The sequence below is a fragment of the Streptomyces virginiae genome (assembly GCF_040638905.1).
Classification (GTDB): domain Bacteria; phylum Actinomycetota; class Actinomycetes; order Streptomycetales; family Streptomycetaceae; genus Streptomyces; species Streptomyces virginiae_B.
The window spans coordinates 38,614-63,806 of record NZ_JBEZYV010000036.1; the positions used below are offsets into that span (position 1 = coordinate 38,614).

Consider the following 25,193-nt stretch of genomic DNA (forward strand, 5'->3'; position numbering starts at 1 on the left):
AAAATCAGCCGCGTGAGCGGGTGAGGGTAGGCAGCTGTCCAGCGACGATCGCGGCGAGCGCGAGCCCGAAGCCCAGGAGTTGGACCGGACCGAAGGTCTGCCCGAGCACGACGGCGCCGAGCACCGCGGCGACCAGCGGTGAGAGCAGGACGAGAACGGCGACCGAGGTGACGGGGAGCGTGGTGATGCCGCGGAACCACAGGACGTACGAGATCAGTCCGCCGACCAGGCCCATCCAGAGGTAGCCAAGGGCGGCGGTCAGGTCGATGGCGGGAGGTGCCCCCTCGGCCAGAAACGTGATGGGCAGCAGGAACAGCCCTCCTGCGGTGAGCTGCCAGCCGGCGAAAGCGGTAGGACCGGCCTCGGGAGGGCGTCCCCAGCGTTTGGTGAGGGTAATTCCGAGCGCCATGGACGCCGCGCTGCCGAGCGCCGCCACGATCCCCACGTCGTCGAATGCTGCACTCGGCCCGATCACCACCAGGCCGACGCCGGCCATGCCGATCAGCCCCCAGACGAGGCGCCAGGCGGATAGCGCCTCGCGCAGGACTGCCACGGCCAGGAGGGCGATGATGAGCGGCTGGGCCGCCGCCAGGGTGGCAGCCACACCTCCCGGCAGGCGTTCGGCCGCGAGGAACAGCAGCGGGAAGGGGAGGCCGATATTCAGCACGCCGAGCACCGCGGCTCTCCCCCACCACCCTCTGCGCGGCAGCGCCCGGGTGAGTGCCAGCGCGATCAGGCCGCCGGGCAGCGCACGCAGCAGTCCCGCAAACAGGGGGTGTCCTGGGGGGAGAAGCTCAGTCGTGACGATGTAGGTCGTGCCCCACGCCATGGGAGTGAGCGCTGTCAGGACGGCACGCGGCAGATGTCCACGGGGAACACCACTGACGGTCCCGGCGGGGACTCTCTGTGTTGCTGGACTGGTCATGCCCGCAGTCTCATCCCGCGGTGATCAATGAGTCCAACACATGTTTGTCATCTAATTGATCGCGAAAGAAGATGGATCCATGGAGCTCCAGCAAATGCGCTACGTCGTCGCCGTCGCCCAAACGAACAGCTTCACCCGGGCTGCCGAGCGATGCCTGGTCGTCCAGTCCGCCCTCAGCCACCAGATCGCACGCCTGGAAAAGGAACTGGGTGCGAGACTCTTCGAGCGCACCAGCCGCCGGGTGCGGCTGACACCGGCCGGTGCGGCGTTCCTTCCCGCCGCCCGTCAGTGTCTGGACGCCGCCGACCGCGCGGCCGCCGAGGTCGCTGCGGCCGTCGGTGAGGTACGCGGACGGCTCGCCGTGGGCCTCATCCCCAGCGTCGCCGCGGTCGACATCCCGAGCGTCCTGCGCGACTTCCACCGGCAGTACCCGGACGTGCGTATCAGCCTGCGCGTGGGCGCGAGCGAGGAACTCGTCGAGCAGGTCAAGGAGGGAGCGCTCGAAGTGGCCTTCCTAGGACTGCCCACCACCGCGCGACCCGAAGGTGTCGACGCCCGCGAACTCGCCCGTGACCGACTCGTCGCCGTGGTCGCGCCGGACCACCCCCTCGCCGAGGAACCGGCCGTCGACCTTCGCAGGCTTTCTTCAGAGGTGTTCGTGGACCTGCCGGCCCATACAGCCGGACGTGTCCAGTCCGACCAGGCCTTCTTGGCCGCCGGTCTCAGCCGTGACGTCGCTTTCGAAGTGACCAACGCGGACTTCCTGGCTCGCCTGGTCGGGCAGGGGCTGGGCATCGCTATGCTCCCCTCCGCGTACGCGTCTCAGCTCACCGGCGTTACCACCATCAAGGTCACTGACGCGCCGGCCCGCGTCGAGTATGTCATCTGCGGCCGCGTCAGCCGCACGCCCGCGGCGACCGCCTTCCTCGCCCTTCTTGATATCCCCGCCATGCTCGGCTCGAAATGAAACCCTGCTGCTGTTTCATAGGTGGTCGCCGGATGTCAGAGCCATCCGGCCACCCTTCTCCGTGCTCTCACAGCTCCGGCAGCACGTCTCCGCCACCCGGATAGCGGCCGTGCTCCAGACGGAAGATGTACGCCCGCAGATCGTCCGCCAACTCACCGGCCAGGTATGCCTCGTAGTCGCGCAAGCCCTCGGCCGCCTCGCGCTCGTTCTCCTGCTCGCTCGCCTCCCACTCCACGAGCATCGTCGCGATGTACTCCTCGACCGTTCGTCTTTCGCGCCACCACTGACGCACGGTAGCGGGCGTCCAGTGCAGGTCGCCGTCACAGGCCCACGCGGCCGGCAGGTCCTCGGCCGCGGCCAGCGCGAGAGCACGTACCTCATCGGGGGTCTTCGGCTGCCGGTAGACGAACTCGCCGTATCTCTCCAACCGGTCGCCGTAGAGCACGTGCCGGGGTGCGTACTCGCGCCCGGTCCAGCCGCCGTCCGCGCCGGCCGTGTAGAACGGCCCGGGCACGTTCAGCCCCGAACGGTGCTGCCACTGCCCGTGAAAACTCCGCTCCGGCTCACCGTCCGGCAGCTCCGCCACCGGGTCCCACCCCTGCATCCCGGTCATTCGGTCGTGGGAGGGACGGCGCTCCGCCGAATCCATCTCCCGCCCCTTCTCTGCTCCGCACCACCTGCGTCCGGCCAAGGATATTCGCGCACCGCTCCAGGTGGTGCATCCCCCGGTCGGCCGCGGCGGCAGCTGCTTCCCCGGCTCCGGCCAGACCGGGTCGACGGCCTTCCTGACCGTCCGCCACGACATGTAGTACTTCCCCCCTCACCAGCAGCCCGGGCTCTATCTGGCTGCCGCTCACCCGGCGGCCGCAGCCTGCCCCGCGCCGAACTCCGGTACATCCTGCGCCGTGACGTCCACGCGAAGCCGCTTGAACCGCATCGGGTGCCGAAAGACGCCACCCCGGCCCACGGCCCGGTCGGGACCTCCGCCACCAGCTCCACACAGACACAGAAGATGTCATGATGACATCATGAGTGTCGATGAGCGTACGAAGGATGAGCCCCCGTTGGGGCCTCTGCTGTACGAAGTGATCCGCAGCCTGTGGCCGCTGCACCGTACGGTCGTGCGTGCCGTGGAGCGGGAGCTGACGGGCACGGGGGTGACAGCTGGTCAGCATGCGGTGATGGACGAACTGCGCAGGAGCGGCCCCCGAACGGTTCCTCAACTGGCCCGCCTGCTGGGCCTGGACCGGCAGCCGGTCCAGCGTCTGGTGAACGATGCGACAGCCCTGGGGCTGGCTGAGAGCGCCCCGAACCCGGAGCACCGGCGCTCGCGCCTGATCCGGCTCACCCCGAAAGGGGAAGCCATCATCAGGGGCATCCAGGAAGCCGAAGAAACCGAACTGCGGCGCCGGCTGTCCGATCTCACCGCCGGTGACGTCACGACGGCCCTGCACGTACTCCGTCGCCTTGGCGAAGAGTTCAAGGACCTTGCACAGGATGCCCCGCCGCACCCCACGGATCGAGGAGACGACCCACGATGACGCATGCGCGGACACACCCGGTCACAGCCACCACCGTACCCGTCGAGGCGGGCGAGCTCTTTTGCGAGTCGGCTGGCGAAGGACCCACCGTCGTACTGCTCCACGGCGGCATGCTCGACCTGAACATGTGGGACGAGCAGTTCGCATGGCTCGCGGGCCTGGGGTACCGCGTCATCCGCTATGACGCCCGCGGCCACGGGCGTTCCTCCACCGTGGCCGGGGACTACGCCAACCATGACGATCTGCACGCTCTGCTCACCCACCTCGATGTCCCTCGCGCCACGCTCGTAGGGCTTTCCCTCGGGGCGCGGACCGCCGTCGATACGGCGATAGCTCATCCGGAGTCCGTGTCGGCACTGGTCCTTGCCTCCCCCGGGGTGAGCGGTCGGCCCTTCGCCGATCCCTACGTCGCTCACCACACCGCACAGCAGATGGCCGCGATGGGTGACCCGGACGGCGGCGCGCAGCGGTTCGTGGAGCACTTTCTCCGGATGTGGGTGGACGGGCCGTACCGTGAACCGTCCCAGGTCAGCCGTAAACTGCGCGAGCGGCTGCATGCGTCGGCGTCCGCCAATGTCGTGCGGCACGCCCGCGGGCTCGGGGCGGGGAGGCCGAGAGAAGTCGGTGCAGCGGACCGGCTCGCCTCCATCGGCGTGCCCACCCTGGTTCTCGACGGAGAACTCGACAGCAGTGACATCTCGTCAAACGCTCAGGCCATCGCCCAAACCGTTCCCGATGCCAGGCACCAACGCTTCACCTCGGCAGCCCACATGGTCAACCTCGAGAGCACGGCACTCTTCAACCACGCGGTCACATCCTTCCTCGCGTCCGCGACCGACCTCAACTGAGCACGTTCACCTGTACCGGCGTGGCACATTCGGGGGTACGCCGACAGGTGGCGGGGTGTGGTGCTGACTTTGTGTGGGCGGGGGCCGAGAGCTTGAGGGCCTGGTCAGAGTAGGGGTGAGAACCGCTCGGGGGGGCTTGCGTGTCTTGGTGATCCGGCGGGTCATGAGGGTGATCGCTGCCCAGGTGATGAGGGTTTCGGAGTGCTGATGAGTCGCTCGCAGTCGCGTGCGTGTCTGCGGGCCCGCATCATCCAGGACCAGGTCCGGCGTCGACGCCGTTCCAGCCGCTGCCGACCTGGACGACCACCCCCTCGTAGACGGCGGGGTGCAGTAGTCGCCCGGCGGAAGAGCTTCGGCTCCGCGCACCACCGCTCCCACCGCGTAGGGCGCGGACAACCGTGCCGGGGCGGCGTCCGGTGCGGCCGGCCACTGCAGTCATCCCTGAGCGCGTGCGGCGAGGGCGAGCTCGAGCACCTGCGCCAGGTACGGGCGTACGGCGCGGGCGGGCGGGAGGGGGAGTTCGTCGTCCGGAGCCGTGTCCCAGCGGATGCCGTAGGAGGGGGCATCGCCATCCACTCCGTGGGTCCGGAACGGACGTCGACCTGGGGGCAGTCGGCGAGAAGGGCGCCCGGGCCGGCTTCCACCAGCAGGGCGGCCGCGGTGTGCCCGGCGGTCAGGCTGGGCGGGTGTGATCTGCTCCTGGAAGACCTTGTTGCCCTCTGCGCGGTGGAGGGCTTCGAGCCGACTCGCCAGCTCCTGGCGGGCGGTCGAGGTACGGGCGTGCCCGATCCTCACCGGCCGCTCGGTGCGGGGCGCGGGCACGACGGCGAGCGCGGGACCCTGCTTCCACGCGCGGCCGGGGAAGCGTCGACGGGGACGGGGATCTCCAGTTCCTCGCGGAGCGCGCGGACGAGGACGAAGCGCGGGGTGTTGTACTTCGCGGCGGTCTTCCCGCCCCGGGTGCGGCAGGCGCTTCCGGCAGGCGCTTCACAGTTCGGACAGTCATGACGTTCTACCGCCAATGCGGCCTGATCGGGCGTGAGATCCTTGGCGGCAGCCTCTCAGAAGCGCCTCGCACAACATGCAGGTTTCGAGAGGACTTTTGCGAACGGTGACCTGCGGAGACGTGATCACTCCGGGGGCTCTCGCAGAACTCTCACAGATGTCATGTGCGAGATTGCCGAGAAGTCGAACATGCATCCGTGCGGCGCCCGATCGGAGCACCTTGCCGGGCGCCACGCCGCGGCGAGGACCAACCTGTGTGCTCAGGCGGGTTGACGGAGGGCGCTGACCAGGGCGCGCGGGTCGTCGGCGTGGAAGCGGATGGTGTGGGCCTTTTCCGTTGCGCCGAGCGGGCGGGTGAAGGGGAGTGGCCGGTTCAGCTCCAGGGTCACCGAGGTCTGGCTGCCCACTTTGAGGTCGAGGACCCCGTGCTCGGAAAGGGTGATCAGGCCGCCTTCGGGGTAGCGCCGGTCGACGCGGACCGAGGCGACCGCGTCCGGCGGTACGGCGAGATCGAAGAGGGCTCCGTAGCGGATCCGCAGAGAGCCGTCGGGACGCACGACGTGCGGTCGGGTGACGCAGGCGGCGTGCAGGGCCAGTACGAGGACGACGCCGTACAGGTCGAGTACCAGGATCACCCGGTGGACCGCCGGCCACGGGATGAGGAAGGCCAAGGCCACCGTCTCGATGACCATCACGAAGAGCAGCCCGTACATCATCGCGGTCTGGGGCCCGGTGTACGCGGCAGCGAGGTCCCCGGGGCGCACCCCGTGCGTGCCGCGCCGCACCCACCGCCCCAGGGAGGCGAGGGCGCGCAGCTCGTGGAGGACCAGGCGGCGGACCGTCACCGGAACCGCCTCCTGTACGGCAGCTCGCCGCGCCGCCCGGCGGTCTGCGCCGCGGGCGCGCGCGGCGACGTACAGCGAGCGCAGCACCCAGGCTTCCAGCAGCAGCACCGCGAGCACCAGCGCCTCGGCGCCCGCCAGCGCCCACTCGGGCGGCCGGACCCCGGCCAACAGGCAGGCCGCCAGGGCCAGTTCCCCCGGCAGTACGGCGGCGACCGCGACCCGCGCCGCCCGTACGCCCCTTGGCCGGCCGTTCATGCCCTACCCCTCTCCATGAACGCGTCCATAAGTCGGCCCACGACTTCCGCTTGCGCGGGGGCGTACTCGGCGAGCAGCGCCTCCTTGAACCCGGTCGCAACCGCCCCGTCCTCGGGGATCGCGGCGAACAGCTCCTCGGGGACGGCTGCCATCAGGTCAGCTGCCAGAGGTGCGATCCGCGGATCGTCGGCGGGGGCTTCGGCGAGCGCGTCGAGGCGCTCATACAGTTCGACGACCGCGGGATCGGCGACCAGTGGTCCGAGCAGCGCGAAAATCTCTTGGCTACCGGAGCCGGTGGCGTCCATCAGCGTGAGGTAGTCGCGGTCCTTGGCCGCGCTCGGCGAGTCTGTCCTGGGGGCCTGTGCCAGCAGTGCGGCGAGGGGAGGTGAGAGGGGCCCGGTCGCGCCGGGCGGCTCGGCGAGCAGGGCGCTGAGTCGGCAGCGGCGCTCCCGGATGTCGGCTTCCTGGCGGGCCAGGTCGGCGTCGAGTTCCTCCAACACCTCGGCCAGTTCGCGCCCGGCATCATCGGCGAGGGCGTCGCGCACTTCATGGAGGCTGAGGCCGAGTTCGGTGAGCCTGCGCACCCGGGCGAGCAGGACGGCATCACGGACGCTGTAGGCCCGGTAGCCATTGGGGCGCCGCTCCGGTTCCGGAAGCAGCCCGACATGGTGGTAGTGCCGGATCGCCCGGGTGGTGAGCCCCACGAGCGCGGCAATCTCTCCGATTCGCATGCCGCCAGTAGAAGCCCTGCCGTTGCGTCAAGGTCAAGCGCTGAAAGTATCGTCGGGCGCAAAACGATTCAAGCGCGTCTACACACCGGAGTGATACGTCTTCGCCAGCGCACGTATCTGGCCAGAGTCTGCTCCCGCTACCCCTCGTCGTACTCGTCGAGTTCAGCGGTGTCTATCCGTGACCGCCAGCGGATCGCGGAAGAGAAGCGCACCGCCGCACTTCGACCGTCCTACCCGCCTTTGATCCGCTGCTGAGGCGCGCCACGAGGGTGAACTATCGCGGCGATCTTCCTCTGGGCGCGAACCTGACTATGGCCGGTCACCTCTGCCAGGAGAGGGCCTCAACCGATGAGATGTCACCCGCCGCCAGCAGTTCGAAGAGCCGGAGAATCTCCTCGCGGGCGACGTCGCGCATCTCACCCGGGGCCACCGAGTCTTCGTCCGGGTCCTCCCAGACCAGCAGACCGCCGCCGAAAGCGCTGAGGCACCACCCGCTCTCATGGGTGAGCGAGACATCAGGGTGCTCGTCATCGGCCTGCGCCAGACCGTCGAGCACTCGCCTCATCGTCTCCGGATCAGGCTCGTCGACCGTCCCGCCCATGACGTCGTACCTCCCCGACCTGGGGAAATGGCCTATGAGCCTCACAGACCTCACAGGCTGACGTGTGAGTCGGCCGCGCGGGTGTCCTGTGTAGTTGTCAGTGGGAGCTGTGGCAGGCACAGACGATCACGTCGACGCCCCGCGGGCAGCTGAGACCGGCTGCCTACGGGGCGTGGAAATCGGGCGGCTCAGATCGGGCGGATGTTCTCCGCCTGCGGGCCCTTCTGGCCCTGCGTGACGTCGAACTCGACCTTCTGGCCTTCCTGCAGCTCGCGGAAGCCCTGGGCGGCGATGTTCGAGTAGTGGGCGAAGACGTCGGCGCCGCCACCGTCCTGCTCGATGAAACCGAAGCCCTTCTCGGCGTTGAACCACTTCACGATGCCAGTAGCCATGCTGTTCTCCTCGACGTGCGCAGTCGCTGGCGCCCGCACTGCGCGACCGCCGCGTCCGGCCGCCGGTCTCACTCGGGCGCAGTCCCCCAACAGCGAGAAGCCCGTAACCGCGAACACGGCTGGGCAGCGGCACGGAACCACAACTGCTCCTGGCGACCACGCTATCGCCCCAAGAGTCCTGCCACGCAGAGGACACGGGCCTGCCACCCGTTCGGAAGTACAGGGCAGCACCAGAGCGGTCGGCCCAAACAGCCGTCCCGATCACCGGACCCGACAGCCGTCACCCGTCGTCAACGGTCAATCCAGCTTCGATGACAACCGTCTCCTCGTGTGGGACGAGGCCGAAGGCGGAAGGACGAGTCAGCCTCCGGCATTCCAAGGCGCTGGCGGCGGGCTGGTCTCCACTGCCGAGCTCGGTGGCGGCCAGGGCAGCGGTGGTGTCGAAGGGCCGTACCGCTACTGGCTCGGCCTCATCGGATAGGCCCTCCTCAGCCACATCCGCTTCGAGTCGTGCAACGGGGTAATCCCCCCCCTGGTCTCTTTGGCGAGGGTGGCGGGTCGGATAGTGCCGGGGCCGTAGCGGGCACGGGCCCGGTCGGTGACCGCTTCGATGGCCCGGGCGCGGTCGTCGCCGGGGGGGGGCGAGGGTGAGTTGCTGGGTGGCTTCACTCAAGGGTCGGAGGTCGTGCGCGCAGGCTGATGGCTCGCAGGGGCTTGGGCCGGACGTGCCTCCTTCGATCCAGCTGCATGCGGCTCGCTACCAGGATGTCGGCGGGCGGCTCGCTGGCGGCGACGTGAACGCCCCCGTCTGCTCCGCGCGTCTGCAAGCGGATGCGCGGAAACGCGCCCTCGGGTGTAGCGCCTTTGGTCAGGATGTCGGGGTGAGGGCTTTACCCGAACGGAGTTCGGCCAGAAGGCGGCCGATATCTGTGAGGAGGGTTCCCTGGAGGGTGTGCGCAGTCGGCGTGGCTTCGGCGGCCGCTCGTTCCTGCTGCTCGACGCGGTTGAGCTCTGCCGTGGCGTCGTCGATCAGGCCGTCCAGGTGTCCGGAATCGGTGGGGGAAGGCTGGCCGATCTCCTGCATCGTGGTGGCCGCCCTTCGCAGCAGCGAGCTGGAGGCAGTCCGGAAGGACGCGGGAAGGTTCTGAATCTCTCCGCTGTCCAGGGCATAGTCCAGGGTGCGTGTCAGGGACCGGAGGTGGTCCATGGCGCGTTCGGCGACTGTGACGGCGCCGCGGGCGCGGGACAGAGCGGTGTCAGCGCTGGTGATGCCGGGGCGGGGGTGCAGGCGGCTGTTTTCGATCTCCGTATCGATGGCGTTTTGGATGCGTTCGCGTTCGGCGGCGAGCTTGCGCCAGTCGCGGCGCCAGTGTCGGATGCATCCAGTGTCAGGGTCGTTCCCTTCGAAGATCTCGGCCAGGTCGTCGAGGCGTCGGCTCATCGCCGCGTACAGGTCCGCGACGGCCTGTTGCCGGTGGTGAACGTGACGGGCCGGGGCGAGGACAAGGTGGGCGCTGAGGCCGCACAGCGCACCGACGGTTACCGAGGCGGCCAGGTGGCCGATGTAGTCGATGCGTCCCTGCCCGGAGGAGAACGCGAAGAAGCCGATGATGGCGACCTGGGTGCCCTGCTGGCCGAACCGTTCAATCCTTCCCAGGCAGAGCGCGATCAGGGTGAGGAGCCCGAATGTCCACCCGTGGATCCCCGCCGCGGCGGCCAGACAGGCTGCGAGTGCGGCTCCGGCGGCCATCGCCACCAGGTACTGGACGCAGTCGCGCACCGAGCGGTACACCGTGGCCTGCAGGGCGACCAGCGCGGTGAACGGTGCGAACGTGGAAACGGTCGGCGGCAGCAGATAGCGGGCGATTACCCACGCGGCCATCGCCGCGACCACAGACTTGGCAACCAGGGTCAGGTCGTCCCGCTCACTTCCAGGGCCCCGAGCCGCACGCCGCACGTACTCGATTCTTCCCGTAACGGCCGCCCACAGCCGATCGCGTGCCTTGCCCCGTCCGGGCATAGTCGATCACCTCCCAGGCCCGTGTTCCCCGTTGGCCGGCATCAAACACCGGCGACGCGCGGTGGCCGGAAGTCAGCAGGCTGCGGTCCGCTGCACAGCTCCTTCTGATCGCGTTCGATCTCGGCGCGTTCCTGCTCGATCTCCCGGGTGAGGAAGAAGTTGAGGATGGTGCGGATGGCTGCGATGGCCGCCATCTGGCCGATCTCAGTGAAGCTGGCCGCGACCGCCGTGCGCAGGACGTCACCCGCCAGTTGGAATTCCAGGCCCAGGACGAGGAAGCGGCCCAGGCTGAGACGGAGCTTGTTGAACTCGCCGATGAGGGAACGTCGGCGGAGGCCGGTCGTGGCGAACCGGGGTGGAGGGCCAGACGGCACCCGCCTCCAGGTCCAAGGAGGCGGCCACCCCGGCCTTCGTCGGCATAGGCCGCCACGGCCACATCACAAGGGTCACCGACTCTGGGACCCGCGCTGTCGAACGCATCCCCGCGCACAGGCGTACCAATCTCCTAGACCGGCCACTCCTGTACATCCCTCCCCCGGCCGGAAGAAGGGGCGGCGCAGCGTCGGCGGGTCGCCCACCTCCCATGGGTCGAGAGTCCGTCGGCGGTCCGTACGGCCTTCGCCGAAAGAGCTGCTGCAGCGGCTTCTTGCCCGCGCCCGGGATGCGGTCGCGCAGCACCATCTCCGCCGGGTTCAGCTACCTCGGCGGGGAGCGGTGCATTCCAGGCCCAGCGTTGCGGGTGTCAGGGGCAGCTCTCGCCGAACTTGACGACGCCGACGGAGATCTTGTCGGTGATGGGGATGGCCTTGTTCTTGGGGTCCTGGTCGCAGATCTTCCAGTTGGTCAGGAGCAGCACCGTGCGTCCCTGGCCGCTGACGTCGTGGAACGAGGTGGCTTTGTAGCCGTCGGCGAATCCTGACGTCTTGAGTGCTTCCACGAGCAGGTCACCGGACTTGCCGGTCATGTCGGGGACTTGGGCCGTCTGCGGCGCGGCTTCTTGCGTCGGTTCAGGCGCCTTGGCCGCCACGGGCGGGGGCGCAGTGACCGTGACGGTCGCGGTGACGGTGACCGTGACGGTGGGGGCGGGCTTCGCTTCGGCGGCCTTCGCCGGCTTGGCCTCGGACGTCGACATGGCCGCGGCGATCACCAGGACTATGAGGAAGGCGGCGGCCATGCCGCCGCACCCGAGGACGGTCTTCTGCTTGGCGTTGAACTGGCCGGCGGGCTTGCCGGGGGCGCCTTCCGGCAGCGGCGGCAGGGGGTAGCCGGCCTGCGGGGCTTCCGGGGCGGGAGCCCCGTCAGGCTGCTGGGGGTGGCCGGGCGCAGAGAGGGGCGCAGTCATGGATTGCTCCTGTGGCAAAGAGTGAGGGGAGCCCCAACTTGGTGCGGTGAAGTGGGGTTCTCACACTGACGCCGGGAGCTGGCGGCGTTCAACATACAGGTTGAACGTCGAACAATGCCAGGGCCTGTAATGCCTACAGAGGGTCGCCTCCCAGGGCGTTGACGGGGCGGCGTGGCGGTCTGGTGAGGAGCTGTCCCGTCATCCCACGAGGCTGAGGGTTATGCCGTGTCCGGGTCGGTGCCGATAGCGCCAGCCGAGTGAAGCGAACGTCCGAGGTCTCCCGTGAGGATGCGGGGGTGGCGCCGCCACCACCACAGGTCGGGGCCGGGCAGCCTGTGGAACTGATCGAGTGCCTGTCCGTCGTCATCGATGGTCGCGGCCTTGTACTGGTCGTCCAGAGCTTTGATCCGTGGGGTCCAGATCTGGACGACGTGTTCGTCCAGCAGGAGCCACGCCTCATACAGCCAGTTTCGGCAGTAGAGGTCGTTGGTGTACTCATAGATGTCGTCGCCGTAGCCGCGCTCGATGACGCTCACCAGGGCAGCCCACGCGTCCACCTGGTCAGCGACCGTGAATGCCGTCCGCCAGCCGCGCCGGTGCAACAGCTCTCCCACTTCGGTTTCAGTAGCCAGGGGCGTGACGCTCTCATACCGAATCCGCCCGGGCGACCGAGACATGCCCCGCCAGCGCTGGCGGCCCCGCAGCATGATCAAGCTGAGACGATCTCGCCGTGGCTGGAGTGGTCACGGCGTCGGAGCCGTCCTGGATGACCCCGTTCAGCGGGCTGAGCCCGAGGCAGTTCGGGAAACTGGTGACCGTTCTGCGGCGCCAGGGTGCAGACACCATCCGCAAGGGCCGGCCGTGGAGCCTTCCGCTGGAGGACCGGGCACTGGTCGCTGCCTACTGGCGCACGAACCTGACCATGCGGCAACTAACCCCGCTGTTTGGGGTGACCAAGTCGGCGGCAGACCGCATCATCGACCACCTCGGGCCGATGCTCGCGCTCCAGCCCCGCAAGCGGTTCACCAAGGGCGCCATCCTCATCGTGGACGGCACCCTGGTTCCTATCAGCGACCACACCATCGCTGAGCCGGTCGAAGAACTACCGGTACTCCACCGATCACCAGGTCGTCATCGACGCCGACACCCGCCTGGTCGTCGTGGTCGGCCGGCCGCTCGCCGGGAACCGCAACGACTGCAAGGCATGGGAGGAGTCCGGCGCCAAAGCCGCCGTCGGCAAGACCCTCACGATCGCCGACGGCGGCTATCCGGGCACGGAGTCCTATTAGCCCACGGGAGGTAGATGAGCGTGGGAGTCGTCAACCCTGGAAGAGGAAAGGTTGGCTGCCGTCATCGCCGCGCGCAGGAGTTGGATGCCGTGTGGGCTGCTGGGATCGAGGCCGCTGAACTCCCGAATTCTCTGAAGGCGGTAAGCCAATGTCCTTCGGTGGATGTTCAGCGCTTTGGCCGCTTTTTCCCTGTCGAGCTCGTGGAAGAACAGTTCGTCGAGGGTGAGACGCAGATCGGTCCCCTGTTCGAGCGGTCCCAGGAGGTCGACGAGCCGGCTCTGCAGCGCCGGCTGCCGGGAGATCGCTAGCTCTATCACCAGTTCGGTCGCCTTGTAGGGACGCGCCTGGGCATCGGGCATCGCCACCACCACGGACATGGTCTGCTGCAGCTCTCGGAGCGTGTCGGGGACCGATGCCACTGTGGCTGCCAGGGCGTGGGCGGCACGTACGGATCGAACCTTTCGAGATGCTGCGGCCACCAGCTCTGCGGACAGGGCTTCCACCACGTCCTCGTCACCGTCCACCGGTAGCAACACCATCATTTCGTCTCGCCGCACCTGGGTAGACCAGAGGATCCCGGGCGACGACCGGAGCAGGCTCCGGCTCTCGTCCAGCGCCCGCTCGAGGGCGCCTTCCTCCTGCAAGAACCTGCAGACGAGGATGAGATAGCCCTCGGGGAGGAGGATGCCCGCGGCCGCGGCCATAGACGCGGACTCGGTCGACGCGCGTAGCAATTCGGCAAGCAACTGCCGGCGAGCTTGGGAGGTCTCTCCCCGCTCGGCGCGCGCCGTGTCGTGGTAGCCCGCCATGGCGGCCGCGATCATCCGGGCGTTCTCCTGAGCCCCGTACGTGATCAGCTTGGCGAATTCTGCGTAGTTCTCGGAATTGGCCACCGAAAGAATGTCTCGCAGGCCGGCCAGATGCCCCACCTCGAATCCGTCTCGAAGCTCGGTCGCGGAGAACGAGTCAAACAGGCACCGGTGCGACCCCATGTTCCGGAAGACCTCGAGGTCGGAGTCGAGGAAGGGAGCTTGGCCGTTGTCGAACATGTCGAGCATACGGACCGTCACGAAATGCAGTTCACCCGGGATCTCTTTGGGGCGTTTCGCATGCAGCTGCGCCACTTTGGGAATCTCGCTCGTCGTCATGTCGAGAATTTTTGAGACAGTGATGTCGCGTCGGGCCTTCAGCTGCCTGACGAGCTTGGAGTCATTGATGTGACACACCTCCATCGGCAACCGAAGGAATGCCCGAATCGCAACGAGTTGGCGCGGTACGAGCTTTTGGCCGGTCATTTCCAGCGCATTTACGCCAAATTGGCCGTCGATTGGATGAAAATCGCCGGCTTGGCGGGAGAGCCGCAAGGACCTTCCGGCCTTGGCGCAGACGTGGCGGTCCACACCGGTCCCGGAAGGCCCCGGACATGCAGGTACTACGAACCGTGGTTCCGCGTCATTTCGACGGCGATGTTAGTCGCCTGACGGCCTATCCGGGAAGGGTGGCGGGAAGGCAGTTGCGCGGAATGAAGTACCACCCCTGCTGGCCGACGCCATCAGTGCTGCCGGCCCGCGGGTCGCGGATCATCACCCACTTGCCGTCGCGCGAGACGTAGCGCCAAAGGACGGTCTGGCCGACGGCCACCCGGCCGTTCAGCGGCGAACTGGCCACTGCGGGAACCTTCCAGGGCTGCACGTTGCCGTAACCCCTGATGTGCGATCCGTCCCAGGTGCTACACCCGGCCCGGGCCACCGTGGCCACGGTGGCTCCGTCATCGGCCGAGCCCCCGAGCTGACCGTTGGTGAACACGGAGGTCGGCAACGTTGCCGCGGCGCCACAACCGTCGGCGGCGGACGCACTGCCGGCGACGGCTCCCGAGAAGGTCCACAGGCACGCGTTGAGGTCCCCGTACACCCGGCCCCACCGGTACCCGCCGCTCTGCTCGCCCTGCACGTCCACCGTCCAATTACGGTACGCCGTGCCCAGAACGTACGAGTGCGGAGCCCGCCGCAACAGCGTGTAATCCGCCGACACATGCTTACGGACCGCGGCCTCGGCGGCGGTCCCCTGCACCAGCAGGGGCGCAGCCACACCCGCCGCTGCCGCCAACGACAAGCCGACGAGCGACGCACGAACTCGTTTCGACATGGAAATACCTTTCCTTGGCATGAACTGGATACCTGGTGACGGCTCGAGAGCACGGTTGCGCATGCCGGAATCACGCCGAAGCAGTCAAGGCGTCAATCCTGCCAACGCCCGCAGAGACCGGGTGCACATTCCTCCTGCCGAGGAAGAACCAAGAGGCGGTATGCCCCCTTCCACCACGACACGAGCCGTACGCCTGACAGGCGAGGCAAGCATTCATCACACCGATCGCCACAAGCAAGGGCTGCAGAGAACGAGAAAGCGTTTTGCACGAATGGGAAATTGCTGGGTGGCCAGGTCTTCCTGGTTGCGCATAGGCCAACGCCGCTGCACGTGATGCACTCCTGCCAATGCGTGGCCGTCGAATCGCGGGCCGCCAACTCCCGGAGGTAGTGAGTGATACGTCGCAGGTCCGCAATCCTGGCCATTTCGGCTGCAACCCTGCTCGTCTGGGCCGGTGCCGCAGCACCGGCTTCGGCAGCTCCCGCCGACAAATCGCATGTTCTGTCCAGCTGGACCCAGAACAGCGCCTCCAGTTACAACACCTTCGTCTCGGCGCGCAACAACCAGGGCTCCTGGTCGTCCTACGGCTTCAACTGGTCCACGGACTACTGCTCCTCGTCGCCCGACAATCCGCTGGGCTTCCCGTTCAACCTTTCCTGCGCCCGGCATGACTTCGGCTACCGCAACTACAAGGCCGCCGGACAGTTCAGCGCCAACAAGCCCCGGTTGGACAGCATGTTCTACGAGGACCTCAAGCGGGTGTGCGGTTCACACGGGTACAGCACCTCAAAGAAGGCGACCTGCAACAGCCTCGCCTGGACGTACTACAAGACGGTCAAGCAGTTCGGCTGACCCGCCGGGCCGACCCGCGTACACCAAGAGCGTAGTTGGCGGGTCGGCAAAGTGAGCAGAGAGCGGCCGATGCGCCCGGCGTCTGTGCACGGCTTCAGGAACACACCGGATGAGTCAGCAGTCGCCGCTCCGCATCTGGCAGCCAGCCGTTTGGGGGTGCCGACCGGCCGGGACGGCGGGCGAAAGCAGCGCGTGGACGTGCTGCGCCAGGTCATCGCCGTCACGTCCTGGCCGCGAGCACCCACGACAACGGCGCCGCGGGGTTGCGGTGGAGAGCGCCGGCGGAAAACGGGTGGCACACCCCACCTCCGCGACGCGCCGCATCATCGACCGATTCTGCCCATCGTCCCCCGCCAGGGCTCCTAACAGGAAGGACCTGGGCAAGCCCGGTACGTGATGGGGCAGACCTTCGCCTGCCCCACCACCACCTCAAACGCCTCCCGTCCGCTGCGAACGCCGGACCGAGCTCCACGACGCCTTCATCTCCCTCGCCTGCAGCCTCATCTGCGACCGACGCCTCGGGAAGAACTTTTACGGGAACGTACAGGGCCCAGTCGGCCTCACCGACGGTGAGCCAGCCTCCGGCCCACGGGGCGCCGGTGGCCTCCAGCACGAGACCGGCGAGAGGGGCCACCCAGGAGTCGAACGATCACAGCGGTACCTCCATCCCGGCGGGAACCTCTCCCGCCTTCACCCCTTAGCTGCCGACAACGCCGAGATCCTGGCCACCCCGGGCAACATGACCGCCTTCGTCCTGCTGCCGGACGGCCGCTGCGACATCCTGCCCACCGACCCCCGCTACACCCTCGACGACATCACTGGGGCTACGGCGGCAGCGGCCCGGACGTCTTCGCCCAGGCCCTGGCCTTCGCCGTGCTCCCCCACCCCGACCCCGAACACCCCCTGACTCTTTACGACCGCCCCGAGCAAACCCGTACGGCCCTGCTGAAGATCACCGAGGACGGCTCCCAGCACGACCCGTCCGGATCAGCGTCGCCACCCTGCGCGCAGCCGCCAGTCACGCCAACCTCCGCGACGCTCAGCCTGCCGAATCCGACGGCACAACCGGGGTGAGTGGCCGATGACCGAATCCGCCGAGCCGAAGCGGCCCATGTCCCAGAAGAGGGCGCGCGAGTTCATCGCCGACGCACACCTCGTGCTCCGGGACCGTGAGACCCGCCACTACGAAGTCGTGACCAGAAGCGGCACTGTCCTCGGCCACGTCGAGCCCGCCTACAAGGCCGGACGCCGCTCTGGATGGAACGGCTGGGCCGCAGGCTCCATCCGCTCCACCACTCTGCCCGCGCATGCCACCCGGGACCAGGCCGGCGCCGAGGCCTTGCGACAGTGGATCGCGCTCGCCACCGCTAAGCCCCTATCGTCCTGAATGGCGCGGCGGCGGACGAGTGAGCCGAGTCCCCGCGGGGACTCGGCCGGACCACTGTCTGGTCTGGGGTTCGGGCGCAGTGGCCGCCTCGCCCGGCGGGGGTCTCGGCCTTGGGGACCAACGGGTCAGAGGGTGGCTGTAGCGCTGCTGCTCTCTCGAAAACGTCAGGACTGCTTGCCCAGGACAGGTCTCGCAGAACTTCTGTCGCAACCGCCGAATTCCGCGAAAGGCTGGCGGAGGGCTGCCACCTGCGGAGGTTTGCCGGGGCACCGCCAGAAGCGCCCGCACACGGCATTACTCCGGCGTGGCGCCATAATGACAAAGCCTTCGCGCTGGGATACTTATAACCCGTCAGATTGGGCGAGGCACATGAGTGGCGCATCTCCTTCAGATCCGTCGGAGGATCCGGATTCCACCGGCCCATTGAATGAAGCCGGACCCGATGATCAGGGTGACAGAGCGGAAGCCGATCCGCCTCGTGGGCGCTTGGCCCGATGGCTGTCTGGCTCGCATCGTTGGCAGAGCCTCATCGGGGCACTGATTGCGGCTGCGGTCGCTCTCTTCATCGCGTTCAACCCCGATGGACCTCAGGAGCCGCCGAAGACGCCTGAAGGTGCGGATACGCCCAGCTCGGAGGTCTCAACTCAGCAAGTTCCTCATACCGAACCCGTGGTCACCATTCGAAGCACCACCGAAGAGCCCGTCCCGGACCAACCTGGCAGTGCCAACGTGAGCTTTGAGGGGACCGTCGCTGGGATGAATGATAGATATTCGGTCTATGCGATGGTCCGGCGAACCAGCCAGGACAGGGACTGGCCCTCTGCCATCGCCAACGTGGACAGGCGGAACGGTACGTGGACAGCGGTGGTTTACGTACCGCATCACGAGCCCCCGATTCAATATTCGGCCGGCTTGGTTCCAGCGCGCCCAGGCGCCGACGGCGGACCGGGGGGTGGGGGGTATCTCGAGCTGCTTAGGCGGGATGGTCCCGCAGCCGCTGGGATTACAGGCGCCACACCCTTTCGATCAACACCCACCGAGGGCTCTCAGCCGTGACTGCCAGGGCGAATCGCCGACCTGGCACGGTCGACAGCGTGATGTCCTTCTCCCCTTCGGTGAGCCAGCACGCTGGAGGACACGCACAGCCCGGGGGCCAAGGCCACCTCGTTTGCGGCGTCCGGGAGTTGCTCCAAGCGCGCCTTCTCATCCGGAGTGAGCACAGCAGCTTCGGTCGAGCAATAGATCATCGCGTCCCTCATGTCCAGCAGCGGGGCATCAGTGTGGCAGGGCGGGAGTGGCCCGGACCGGCCTTGGTGGTCACGGCGCATGCGGGTGGTCCCACAAGATGACAGGGGTGTCATCCCGTGGTGGAGCCCCCTGCGGCGCTGGCTTGTGCACGCACCGCAGCCTTGAGCTCCTTCTGCGACAGGGCGAGCGCTGTGAAGACCTGCCGGTCGGTCATGCGCGAGATGCGGCCGTCCAGGGCGGTCCTGCTCCACCGCATCCACAGTCGCGGGTACCGGCGGCACCGTTTGCGCAGCAGCTTGCGTGCGGCAGCCGGATCGACTTTGTGCTCCCTCATGCTGCTCCCTATGTCGTCGGCGGGTTCGGCCGGAATGCCTGGGAGATTGCAGCGAACCGGGCCGCACGCTCCAACGCCTCATCCGAATGCCGGCCGCCGATCACAGTCGACAGCTGGCCGCGAACCTGGTCGAGGCAGTACTGGCGGATCTCCTCTTCCGACTTGCTGGTCGCATCGAATGGCTCCTGGAAGAAGCGGCCCATGATCAGTCCTCCTGGGGTTGAAGCCGCTCGGCCAGTCCGGCGGCGAGGGTCGGCCGTGGGGACCAGCGTGGAGTACGGCGGAGACCTGACCCAGTGCTCACGAGTCGTTGCGCGGCCCCGGGACGTTGCCTCTGTCGTCGGGCTGGTGATCCCACAGCTTGACGGTATTCGCGACCCTCAGGGGTGCCTCTGCCGGACCCTTGATGTGGGCGGGGATGATCCGTTCCTCGTGTGTGCAGTCTCCGGACGCGTGGGAGCGACGGCTCATGCAGTGGCCCCGGCGGTGCGGGCGTACCGGCCAGCGGTGGCTGTACGACGGGGCCCGCCAGCCGGAGGATGCTGCTGCGTCGTCCTCGGCGGCGGCGCGAGCCGGGCGGTCAGTGGCGTGCACGCGCATTCGGGAAGCTGGTGACGGTGTTGCGTCGCGCAGGTGCAGTGCGATCCGCAAGGGTCGGCCGTGGAGTCTTCCGCTGGAGGACCGGGCACTCCTGGTCGCTGCCTACCGGCGAACGAACCTGCCCATGCGCCAGCTCGCCCCGGTGTTCGGGATCTCAAAGTCGGCGGCGGAACCGCATCTCGACCACCTCGGCCGATGCTCGTGCTCCAACCCCGCAGGCGGTTCGCCAAGGACACCGTGCTCATCGTGGACGGCACCCTGGTCGCCACCCGTGACCACACCATCGCCGCGCGGTCCAAGAACTACGGGTACTCCACCAACCACCAGGTCGTCATCGACGCCGACACCCGCCTGGTCGTCGTGGTCGGCCGGCCGCTCGCCGGAGACCGCAACGGCTGCAAGGCATGGGAGGAATCCGGCGCCAAGGCCGCCGTCGGCGAGACGCTAACCATCGCCGACGGCGGCTACCCGGGCACCGGACTCGTCATCCCCCACCGCCGCGAGCGCGGCCAGCCAAACTCCCGCCTTGGAAAGAGGAGCACAACAAGTCCCACAAGCAGGTCCGCGCCCGCGTCGAGCACGTCTTCGCCCGCTTGCAGACCTGGAAGATCCTCCGCGACTGCCGCCTCAAAGGCGACGTCCACCACGCCGTGCTCGGCATCGCCCGCATGCACAACCTTGCCCTCGCCGGATATGCCACTGAGCCCCACAGCGGCCAACCCATGGCCCAGGCGACTCAGAGAGCACCGGTGGCGTTCCACGCATCCGCGCTGGACGGAGTAGCCCGCAATCCGGCGTTACCGACACCGCTGCTACTGCGCCTGCTCGCTTACGGGGTGACGGTGACCGTCCGCCCCGTGACGCCCTCCAGCGGGCCGGACCCCTGAGCCAGCCGTCGTGGTGATCCTGGCCCACCCGAACCCGGGCGCCCGGATCGACTTCGCCATGAGCGCCATAGGGTGGTGGATGACCGTGCTCGCGGTGGTGAAGGCATCGGCCAGGTACGGGACGGCCACGTCGGTGGGCCGGGTGAGTTCGAGCGGCTCCTCGCGCACCCGGACCACCGTGCACCGAGGATGATGCCGCTCGATGTCGGGCGTCTTTCGCAGGTCTCGGTAGAAGGTGTCGCGATGCCAGTGGGAGCCGTCGAGCTCGACGAGCGCCCGCTGATGGCCGTCGACGGGACACAACATGTCCAGGGTCCAGCGGGAGGCGGGGATGTGCAGGGGATGTTGCTGTGTGCCGCCGGTGAGCACGTTCCGGGGGCGAACGGGTCCTGCGCGCCGGCAGTCCTGGGGTGTCCCTCGTATCGGGGCTGGTTTGCCCTCCCCAGTTGCTGAGCCCGGCGATGAAGGTCGTCGGGCTCAGCACGGGGAAGGGCCCGGCCTCACGTTTCCGGTCAGCGGGTGGCCGCAGCTCTCCTGCGGCGCGCGTACAGCACCGCGCCGCCGATTGTCGCCACGGCGGCGAGCCCCTTGGCGGCTGTCGGCTGCCAGGGCTCCTCGGCGTCCGGCTGCACGGATGCGGCGGAGACCTGCTCCGGCTGGCCCTCCACGAGGCCGCCGTACCCGCCGGCCAGGCCCTTGCGGTCGTACTCCGAACCGGGCATCTTGTCGCCGTAGCGGGCGGTGAGCAGCTTCTGGTAGGCGGCGAGGGTGATGCCGCGCTTTCCGCCGAGGCCGGTGGTCGCCTCCTCGTTGAGCGGCTCGACCAGGCCTTCGGCAGTGAGCCGGTACCAGGCGTTGATCTGCGGCTCGGTGAAGGTACGGGCCTGAGGAGTGCCGCGCTCGGCGAAGCCGACCTCGGCGTCCCCGTCCCGGATCCCGGCCAGTTGCCAGCCCTCGGCACCGACGTTCTGCACGCCGCTCGCCGGTGTGGCGGCGTTCCCCTTGGGCGCGAGCAAGACGGCGGCGTGCTTTCCGTCGGCGGCGTTCACCCGGGAGGCCAGGTAGGAGAGCCGGAGCGCGGTCTGCGGGGTCGCCTGGGCCTTGCCGGTCACGAAGTCGGGGCTGATCTCGAACATCGGAACCGGGTCCTTGAGATCGAACCCGGGGGGCGCGGCGACGGCGGCGGGTGCGTTCCCGGGGGTGCCGAGGGTGCCACCGTCCGCGGCGGGGGCAGTGCGGGGCTGTCGGGCCGACACCAGGAAGCGGGAGACGGTGTCACGGAGTTGGTTGCTCTGGATGGTTTGCCGGGCGGACTCGTAACCCGCGATGCCGTCGCCCTCCGCAGCCTGTGCGGGAACGATTCCGCACAGGGCGACGGCGAGTGCGGCCGTGGCGAGGACGGCGGCGCGCGGTGTCGCCTGCCTGGCGTGTCGCATGATCTGCATGGTCGGTCTGCTCCTCAGCCCTGGATGCCGATGCGGGAGTGGGTCCACTGGAACGAATTGTTGTTCGCGTAAGTGGAGTGGTTCCACCAGGTGTAGGTCTGGGTGGTCTGCCACGGGTCGCCGACCGCGATCATGTTGGTGGCGCTGTCGTAGCCGTAGATGACGTTCATGTGACCGCCGCCGGTGCGCCAGCCGAACCTGACGGCGAACGGGCGGCCCGCGTCGATCTCGGCGACGGACTCACCGAACGAGGCGTTGCGGTACAGGCTGTGGCCACTGTTCCTCAGCCCCAGCCTGGCCAGGCCGTTGGCCATGTCCTCCAGCGTGGCGGGCTGGTTGTTGCAGTTCACCCAGGTGCCCTGGGCGGCGAGTTGGCAGAACTGTTCCTGGCTGACGGTGCGGCCCCAGTGTTTGGCTATGGTCACGCCGGAGGCGTCCCAGCACCACTGGGTCCTGACCTGCTTCTGCATGTCGATCTTCAGTGTCTTCGCGGTCGTGGGAATGGGTTTCGGGTTCGGAGTCGAACCGCAGACCGGCAGCGGGGTGGTGTTCTCCTTGATGAAGGCATCGGCGATGTAGTACGAGCCGGTGTAGATCCACCTCGGGTTGTTCTCCACCGTGTCGCCCGTCGTCCGGCAGGACATCCGGACCTTGGCGCCCACCCTCGAGGAGCCCTTCACCTGGGCCGAAAGGGACGGCTTGGCCCGGTGGTTGACGGTCTGGTAGTTGCCCTGACCGCCGATGACCGTGCCGCTGACCACATCGGCCTGGGCGAGGGCGTTGAAGCCGAACAGCAGACCGCCGGAGAGTGCGGCGGTGATCGCGGCTATCAGCGCTTTCTTACGGCGGGACGCGCGGCGTTTGTGCATCATGCTCCTTGATCTGAGAACGCGGAACTCGCCTGCCTGGGCGATGTTCCACACAGTGACGAGTGGTCAGCTCGCGTATGGGAACCGAACCTTTTGGCACCAACGGAACGGCGCGGGATCATCAAGGTGGCCCGGGACGGCTTCGACGTGCGCGCCGCTGCACGGCGATTGCGGCGCGACCGCCACAGTCTCGGGGATCGGTGCACGTCAACGAAGTCGACCACACTCGTCCGAGCAGAGGCCTGCAGTCGGACGACTCGGCCGCCACGGCCGCGACCTCGGGACTCCGATGGTTCAGGCTCGGCGCCGGGATGGCGCTGACGCAGCCGTGGTGAGCCGGGGTGGAGAAGACGTAATCGGCCATGGACCGGTGGTGGCACCGTGGCGGCGGGCACGCTCAGCGGTCGGGGAGCCGGCCGGAACGCCACCCTCGCCGCCGACCACCCACCCGACGGCTACAGCCCGGCGTCGCCGCCTGACCGAGTGCCACATCCGGGCGGTTCGACGGCCCTGCACTGCCGGCGAAGCTGAGTTTCAGGTGTCCCACGACCACGCACAACCACACCTCTTTCCTTGAGTGGTTTGGGTGCCGGGAATCCTGCCAGAGAGATCAAGGTTCTGAACGCCATCGCTCTACGCGCAAAGATGTCGCGAATTCAATTACCTTGAGTCGGTCATGTGATGAATCATCAATCCAGCGACACAGCAAGCGAGTTCAAGCTGGCCGCAGCCTTGGTCCAGGCCATTCCCACCCGCTCGACGGCGCACGACTTTACGCAAACTTGGCACATCGCACCCCTTTATTGGACACGATGTCAAGAAATTGAATAGCCCAGCGTGCACGCCGCGTAACTCTGCATCATTTCAGAAAGGGGAATCGCCCCCGGCTCTCCCATCGAAATGCCCCGCGCCGAGGAAGGTGTGACCCTCCGCCCGGCGGCCACCGCCCTGGCGTCCGCTTGGTGGCCCCCTGGGGCCCCTCCCAAAGCCGCGGGCACGGGAGAGTGCGTCGCTGATGCGCCGTGGCGGGAACTCGCGGGTGGGAACCTCCGCCTGGAGGCGGTCTGCTGGGGGCGTTCCCGGAACCGGTCCCGCCTCGGTGCGGCCGGCTGCCCCACCTTGGGCCTAACCGACCGGCTCGGCGTGCCCGCCGTGCTGACGAACGCGGTCCGCTGCGCCGACCCCGGCCAGCGTCGGATCGCCGACGTGCTGGAGCGGCGCGGCTGCTGCGGCTGATCGAACGGCGGCGGCCGGCCTGCGGGCAGCGTTGTCTGACCGGCCCGGAGCACAGGGCGGCCGCCGCAGAGCGGATCTCGCAGGCCGCCGGCGCCGACCGCGGGCGGGCCGCCGCGCTGCTCGCCGAGACCCTCGGCACCGGGGAGGCGTGCGTCGTCGACCCGGTCGCGGACCTGGGCTGGGGCGGCCGCACTTCCCGCAGCCGGAGGTCGTCGGCGCCGAGCCGGGGCCGGGCGAGGCGATGCGGCTGCTGCGCCAGCGCTGTGAGGCGGGCATGTTCGCGCGCGGCCTGGACGGGGACCGGCGGGCGGTGGAGCAAGGCCGGACCGAGTGGCGGTCACGGGAATGAAGTTCGGCCCGCTGTGGGCGCTGGCCGAAGGCCTCGACAAGCTGCCCCGCGGGATCGCCATGCACCCCTGCGGCGTCGTCCTGTCCAACAGCACATTGCTGGACCGGCCGCCGGTACAGCCGACCCCGGGCGGGCAGTACCCGATGGTCCAGGACGGGAGAGTAGGCCGTGGGGGACATCGATGACGCTTGGAGCGCGCGGACCGGGAAGCCTTCACGCGGGAACCGCCCAAAGGGCTGAAGGCGCGCATGAACTTCCTGATGGGCAAGTCGAAGACCACCGTCGCCACGGAGCTGGGCGGCAGCCAGCGGTCGGTGGAGCGCTACCGCACGGGCGAACGCAACACGCCGCCCAAGGCGATCACCGGCCGCATGGACGCTGCCGTGCGGGCCCGCTGGCAACCCAAGGTCCGCGACCGCCGGCGCAGGGCAGCCGCCACCGCACCGGCACCACGGTGAAGACGAGGTCACGGTTCGGGTACACGGACCGGAACTGCGCGCGATCGTCGCCGAAGGCCTCGAGGACATCTACTTCAAAGACGGCGGAACCCGCGCCGACCAAGTCCAAGTCGAATTCACCGACATCGAACACATCGACGTGTCCTTCTAGGGAACCAGCACAGTCAAATACCGGGACCCGCAACGCAGCGCTGTTGGAGGGCGAGCCGCGGTTGCCGTCTCCGTCGGAACGGGCGCGCCCTGCATGAAGGGCGGGGCAGCGTCACCCACCCCCCGCTCACGGCCACGTGGGGTGGTGGTGTCGGCGCGGACGTAGTCGTGCGTGGTCCTTTGCGGGACGCCAGGCATCATCGGCAGGACGGGCTGCGAGCGGTCCAGGGCCTGGATCTGCGACTTCTCGTCCATCCAGAAGACCAGTGCCCGCTCCGGCGGGTCCTAGTACTGCCCGACGACGTGGACCTTGTCGTCGAAGTACGGGTCGGCGGACAGCTTGAAGGTCTTCGAGCGGTGAGGCTGCAGGCCGAAGGCAGCCAACCGAGAGCTGACTCGCCCTCGACTCATCAGCATCCGGATAGCCGGATTTCTCCTGCGGGGGGGGGGTGAGCATCACGCCGAGTCCGAG

25 protein-coding genes and 5 pseudogenes are annotated in these 25,193 nt (G+C 68.2%); 10 read left to right on the plus strand and 20 right to left on the minus strand.

The window, feature by feature from the left end; genetic code table 11:
- Positions 1-4 precede the first annotated feature (4 nt).
- On the minus strand, positions 5-925 hold the full coding sequence (locus AB0F82_RS32275; RefSeq protein ID WP_362633910.1) for an EamA family transporter: 921 nt from the start codon (positions 923-925) through the stop codon (positions 5-7).
- Positions 926-1,004: 79 nt separating this feature from the next.
- On the opposite strand from AB0F82_RS32275, the gene AB0F82_RS32280 reads away from it, so the two are divergent.
- Positions 1,005-1,892 carry a LysR family transcriptional regulator gene (locus AB0F82_RS32280; protein WP_362633913.1) on the plus strand — a complete coding sequence of 296 codons (888 nt, stop codon included), beginning with the start codon at positions 1,005-1,007 and terminating at the stop codon, positions 1,890-1,892.
- Positions 1,893-1,959: 67 nt separating this feature from the next.
- Here the strand turns inward: AB0F82_RS32280 and AB0F82_RS32285 are convergent, their stop codons facing one another.
- Positions 1,960-2,505, minus strand: coding sequence for a hypothetical protein (locus AB0F82_RS32285; protein ID WP_362633915.1), 546 nt, complete (start codon positions 2,503-2,505; stop codon positions 1,960-1,962).
- A gap of 415 nt (positions 2,506-2,920) precedes the next feature.
- On the opposite strand from AB0F82_RS32285, the gene AB0F82_RS32290 reads away from it, so the two are divergent.
- The gene (locus AB0F82_RS32290) at positions 2,921-3,433 is read left to right on the plus strand and encodes a MarR family winged helix-turn-helix transcriptional regulator (protein ID WP_362633917.1); all 513 of its coding nucleotides are present in this window, start codon (positions 2,921-2,923) and stop codon (positions 3,431-3,433) included.
- Entirely contained in the window at positions 3,430-4,281 is an 852-nt protein-coding gene (locus AB0F82_RS32295) for an alpha/beta fold hydrolase (protein ID WP_362633920.1), read from the plus strand. Before AB0F82_RS32290 ends, AB0F82_RS32295 begins: the two co-directional genes overlap by 4 nt.
- Positions 4,282-4,716: 435 nt before the next feature.
- Here the strand turns inward: AB0F82_RS32295 and AB0F82_RS32305 are convergent, their stop codons facing one another.
- From AB0F82_RS32305 to AB0F82_RS32345, 10 genes are all read right to left on the minus strand, one after another.
- Positions 4,717-4,857: a hypothetical protein gene (locus AB0F82_RS32305; protein ID WP_362633975.1), complete on the minus strand. Its 141-nt coding sequence runs from the start codon at positions 4,855-4,857 to the stop codon at positions 4,717-4,719.
- Between the two features lie 215 nt (positions 4,858-5,072).
- Positions 5,073-5,303 (minus strand): zinc finger domain-containing protein, encoded by a 231-nt coding sequence (locus AB0F82_RS38785; RefSeq protein ID WP_436842216.1) that lies wholly within the window; start codon positions 5,301-5,303, stop codon positions 5,073-5,075.
- 243 nt (positions 5,304-5,546) lie between these two features.
- Entirely contained in the window at positions 5,547-6,386 is an 840-nt protein-coding gene (locus AB0F82_RS32310) for a hypothetical protein (RefSeq protein WP_362633923.1), read from the minus strand.
- Positions 6,383-7,117, minus strand: coding sequence for a MerR family transcriptional regulator (locus AB0F82_RS32315; RefSeq protein ID WP_362633926.1), 735 nt, complete (start codon positions 7,115-7,117; stop codon positions 6,383-6,385). The genes AB0F82_RS32310 and AB0F82_RS32315 overlap by 4 nt, the downstream gene beginning before the upstream one ends.
- A gap of 319 nt (positions 7,118-7,436) precedes the next feature.
- Positions 7,437-7,718 carry a hypothetical protein gene (locus AB0F82_RS32320; RefSeq protein ID WP_362633929.1) on the minus strand — a complete coding sequence of 94 codons (282 nt, stop codon included), beginning with the start codon at positions 7,716-7,718 and terminating at the stop codon, positions 7,437-7,439.
- 188 nt (positions 7,719-7,906) lie between these two features.
- On the minus strand, positions 7,907-8,110 hold the full coding sequence (locus AB0F82_RS32325; protein ID WP_057233722.1) for a cold-shock protein: 204 nt from the start codon (positions 8,108-8,110) through the stop codon (positions 7,907-7,909).
- A gap of 868 nt (positions 8,111-8,978) precedes the next feature.
- Positions 8,979-10,130 carry an aromatic acid exporter family protein gene (locus AB0F82_RS32330; protein ID WP_362633934.1) on the minus strand — a complete coding sequence of 384 codons (1,152 nt, stop codon included), beginning with the start codon at positions 10,128-10,130 and terminating at the stop codon, positions 8,979-8,981.
- Between the two features lie 41 nt (positions 10,131-10,171).
- Positions 10,172-10,504: a DUF1622 domain-containing protein gene (locus tag AB0F82_RS32335; RefSeq protein WP_362633937.1), complete on the minus strand. Its 333-nt coding sequence runs from the start codon at positions 10,502-10,504 to the stop codon at positions 10,172-10,174.
- A 368-nt stretch (positions 10,505-10,872) separates the two neighbouring features.
- Entirely contained in the window at positions 10,873-11,472 is a 600-nt protein-coding gene (locus AB0F82_RS32340) for a PASTA domain-containing protein (protein WP_362633940.1), read from the minus strand.
- A gap of 218 nt (positions 11,473-11,690) precedes the next feature.
- Positions 11,691-12,179 carry a hypothetical protein gene (locus AB0F82_RS32345; protein WP_362633970.1) on the minus strand — a complete coding sequence of 163 codons (489 nt, stop codon included), beginning with the start codon at positions 12,177-12,179 and terminating at the stop codon, positions 11,691-11,693.
- A 23-nt stretch (positions 12,180-12,202) separates the two neighbouring features.
- Here AB0F82_RS32345 and AB0F82_RS32350 point away from each other — a divergent pair.
- A pseudogene (locus AB0F82_RS32350) lies at positions 12,203-12,749 on the plus strand (transposase family protein); the annotation flags it as partial.
- A gap of 8 nt (positions 12,750-12,757) precedes the next feature.
- Here AB0F82_RS32350 and AB0F82_RS32355 read toward each other — a convergent pair.
- Complete coding sequence (locus AB0F82_RS32355; protein WP_362633943.1) at positions 12,758-14,161, minus strand: PucR family transcriptional regulator; 1,404 nt, start codon at positions 14,159-14,161, stop codon at positions 12,758-12,760.
- 85 nt (positions 14,162-14,246) lie between these two features.
- Complete coding sequence (locus AB0F82_RS32360; protein ID WP_362633946.1) at positions 14,247-14,969, minus strand: hypothetical protein; 723 nt, start codon at positions 14,967-14,969, stop codon at positions 14,247-14,249.
- Between the two features lie 333 nt (positions 14,970-15,302).
- Between AB0F82_RS32360 and AB0F82_RS32365 the strand changes: the two genes are divergently transcribed.
- The 3 genes from AB0F82_RS32365 (at position 15,303) to AB0F82_RS32375 (ending at position 17,145) form a co-directional block, all read left to right on the plus strand.
- Positions 15,303-15,758, plus strand: coding sequence for a phospholipase (locus tag AB0F82_RS32365; RefSeq protein WP_362633973.1), 456 nt, complete (start codon positions 15,303-15,305; stop codon positions 15,756-15,758).
- A gap of 739 nt (positions 15,759-16,497) precedes the next feature.
- Complete coding sequence (locus AB0F82_RS32370; protein WP_362633949.1) at positions 16,498-16,665, plus strand: hypothetical protein; 168 nt, start codon at positions 16,498-16,500, stop codon at positions 16,663-16,665.
- A gap of 174 nt (positions 16,666-16,839) precedes the next feature.
- Complete coding sequence (locus tag AB0F82_RS32375) at positions 16,840-17,145, plus strand: hypothetical protein (protein ID WP_362633952.1); 306 nt, start codon at positions 16,840-16,842, stop codon at positions 17,143-17,145.
- A 1,357-nt stretch (positions 17,146-18,502) separates the two neighbouring features.
- Here AB0F82_RS32375 and AB0F82_RS32380 read toward each other — a convergent pair.
- Positions 18,503-18,727 carry a hypothetical protein gene (locus AB0F82_RS32380; RefSeq protein ID WP_362633955.1) on the minus strand — a complete coding sequence of 75 codons (225 nt, stop codon included), beginning with the start codon at positions 18,725-18,727 and terminating at the stop codon, positions 18,503-18,505.
- An 8-nt stretch (positions 18,728-18,735) separates the two neighbouring features.
- Positions 18,736-18,930, minus strand: coding sequence for a hypothetical protein (locus AB0F82_RS32385; protein WP_362633958.1), 195 nt, complete (start codon positions 18,928-18,930; stop codon positions 18,736-18,738).
- A gap of 336 nt (positions 18,931-19,266) precedes the next feature.
- Here AB0F82_RS32385 and AB0F82_RS32390 point away from each other — a divergent pair.
- A pseudogene (locus tag AB0F82_RS32390) lies at positions 19,267-20,019 on the plus strand (transposase); the annotation flags it as partial.
- 120 nt (positions 20,020-20,139) lie between these two features.
- Here the strand turns inward: AB0F82_RS32390 and AB0F82_RS32395 are convergent.
- The 3 genes from AB0F82_RS32395 to AB0F82_RS32405 all read right to left on the minus strand — a co-directional run bounded on the left by AB0F82_RS32395 (position 20,140) and on the right by AB0F82_RS32405 (position 22,531).
- Positions 20,140-20,583 (minus strand): hypothetical protein, encoded by a 444-nt coding sequence (locus tag AB0F82_RS32395; RefSeq protein WP_362633978.1) that lies wholly within the window; start codon positions 20,581-20,583, stop codon positions 20,140-20,142.
- 143 nt (positions 20,584-20,726) lie between these two features.
- Positions 20,727-21,659 carry a hypothetical protein gene (locus AB0F82_RS32400; RefSeq protein WP_362633961.1) on the minus strand — a complete coding sequence of 311 codons (933 nt, stop codon included), beginning with the start codon at positions 21,657-21,659 and terminating at the stop codon, positions 20,727-20,729.
- A gap of 14 nt (positions 21,660-21,673) precedes the next feature.
- Positions 21,674-22,531: a papain-like cysteine protease family protein gene (locus AB0F82_RS32405; RefSeq protein WP_362633964.1), complete on the minus strand. Its 858-nt coding sequence runs from the start codon at positions 22,529-22,531 to the stop codon at positions 21,674-21,676.
- 1,014 nt (positions 22,532-23,545) lie between these two features.
- On the opposite strand from AB0F82_RS32405, the pseudogene AB0F82_RS32410 reads away from it, so the two are divergent.
- Together AB0F82_RS32410 and tpg are read left to right on the plus strand one after the other, a co-directional pair.
- Positions 23,546-24,265 (plus strand): annotated as a pseudogene (locus tag AB0F82_RS32410) (hypothetical protein); the annotation flags it as partial.
- 16 nt (positions 24,266-24,281) lie between these two features.
- Positions 24,282-24,722, plus strand: a pseudogene (gene tpg / locus AB0F82_RS38790) (telomere-protecting terminal protein Tpg).
- A 140-nt stretch (positions 24,723-24,862) separates the two neighbouring features.
- On the opposite strand, the pseudogene AB0F82_RS32420 reads toward tpg, so the two are convergent.
- A pseudogene (locus AB0F82_RS32420) lies at positions 24,863-25,099 on the minus strand (IS630 family transposase); the annotation flags it as partial.
- Positions 25,100-25,193 lie beyond the last annotated feature (94 nt).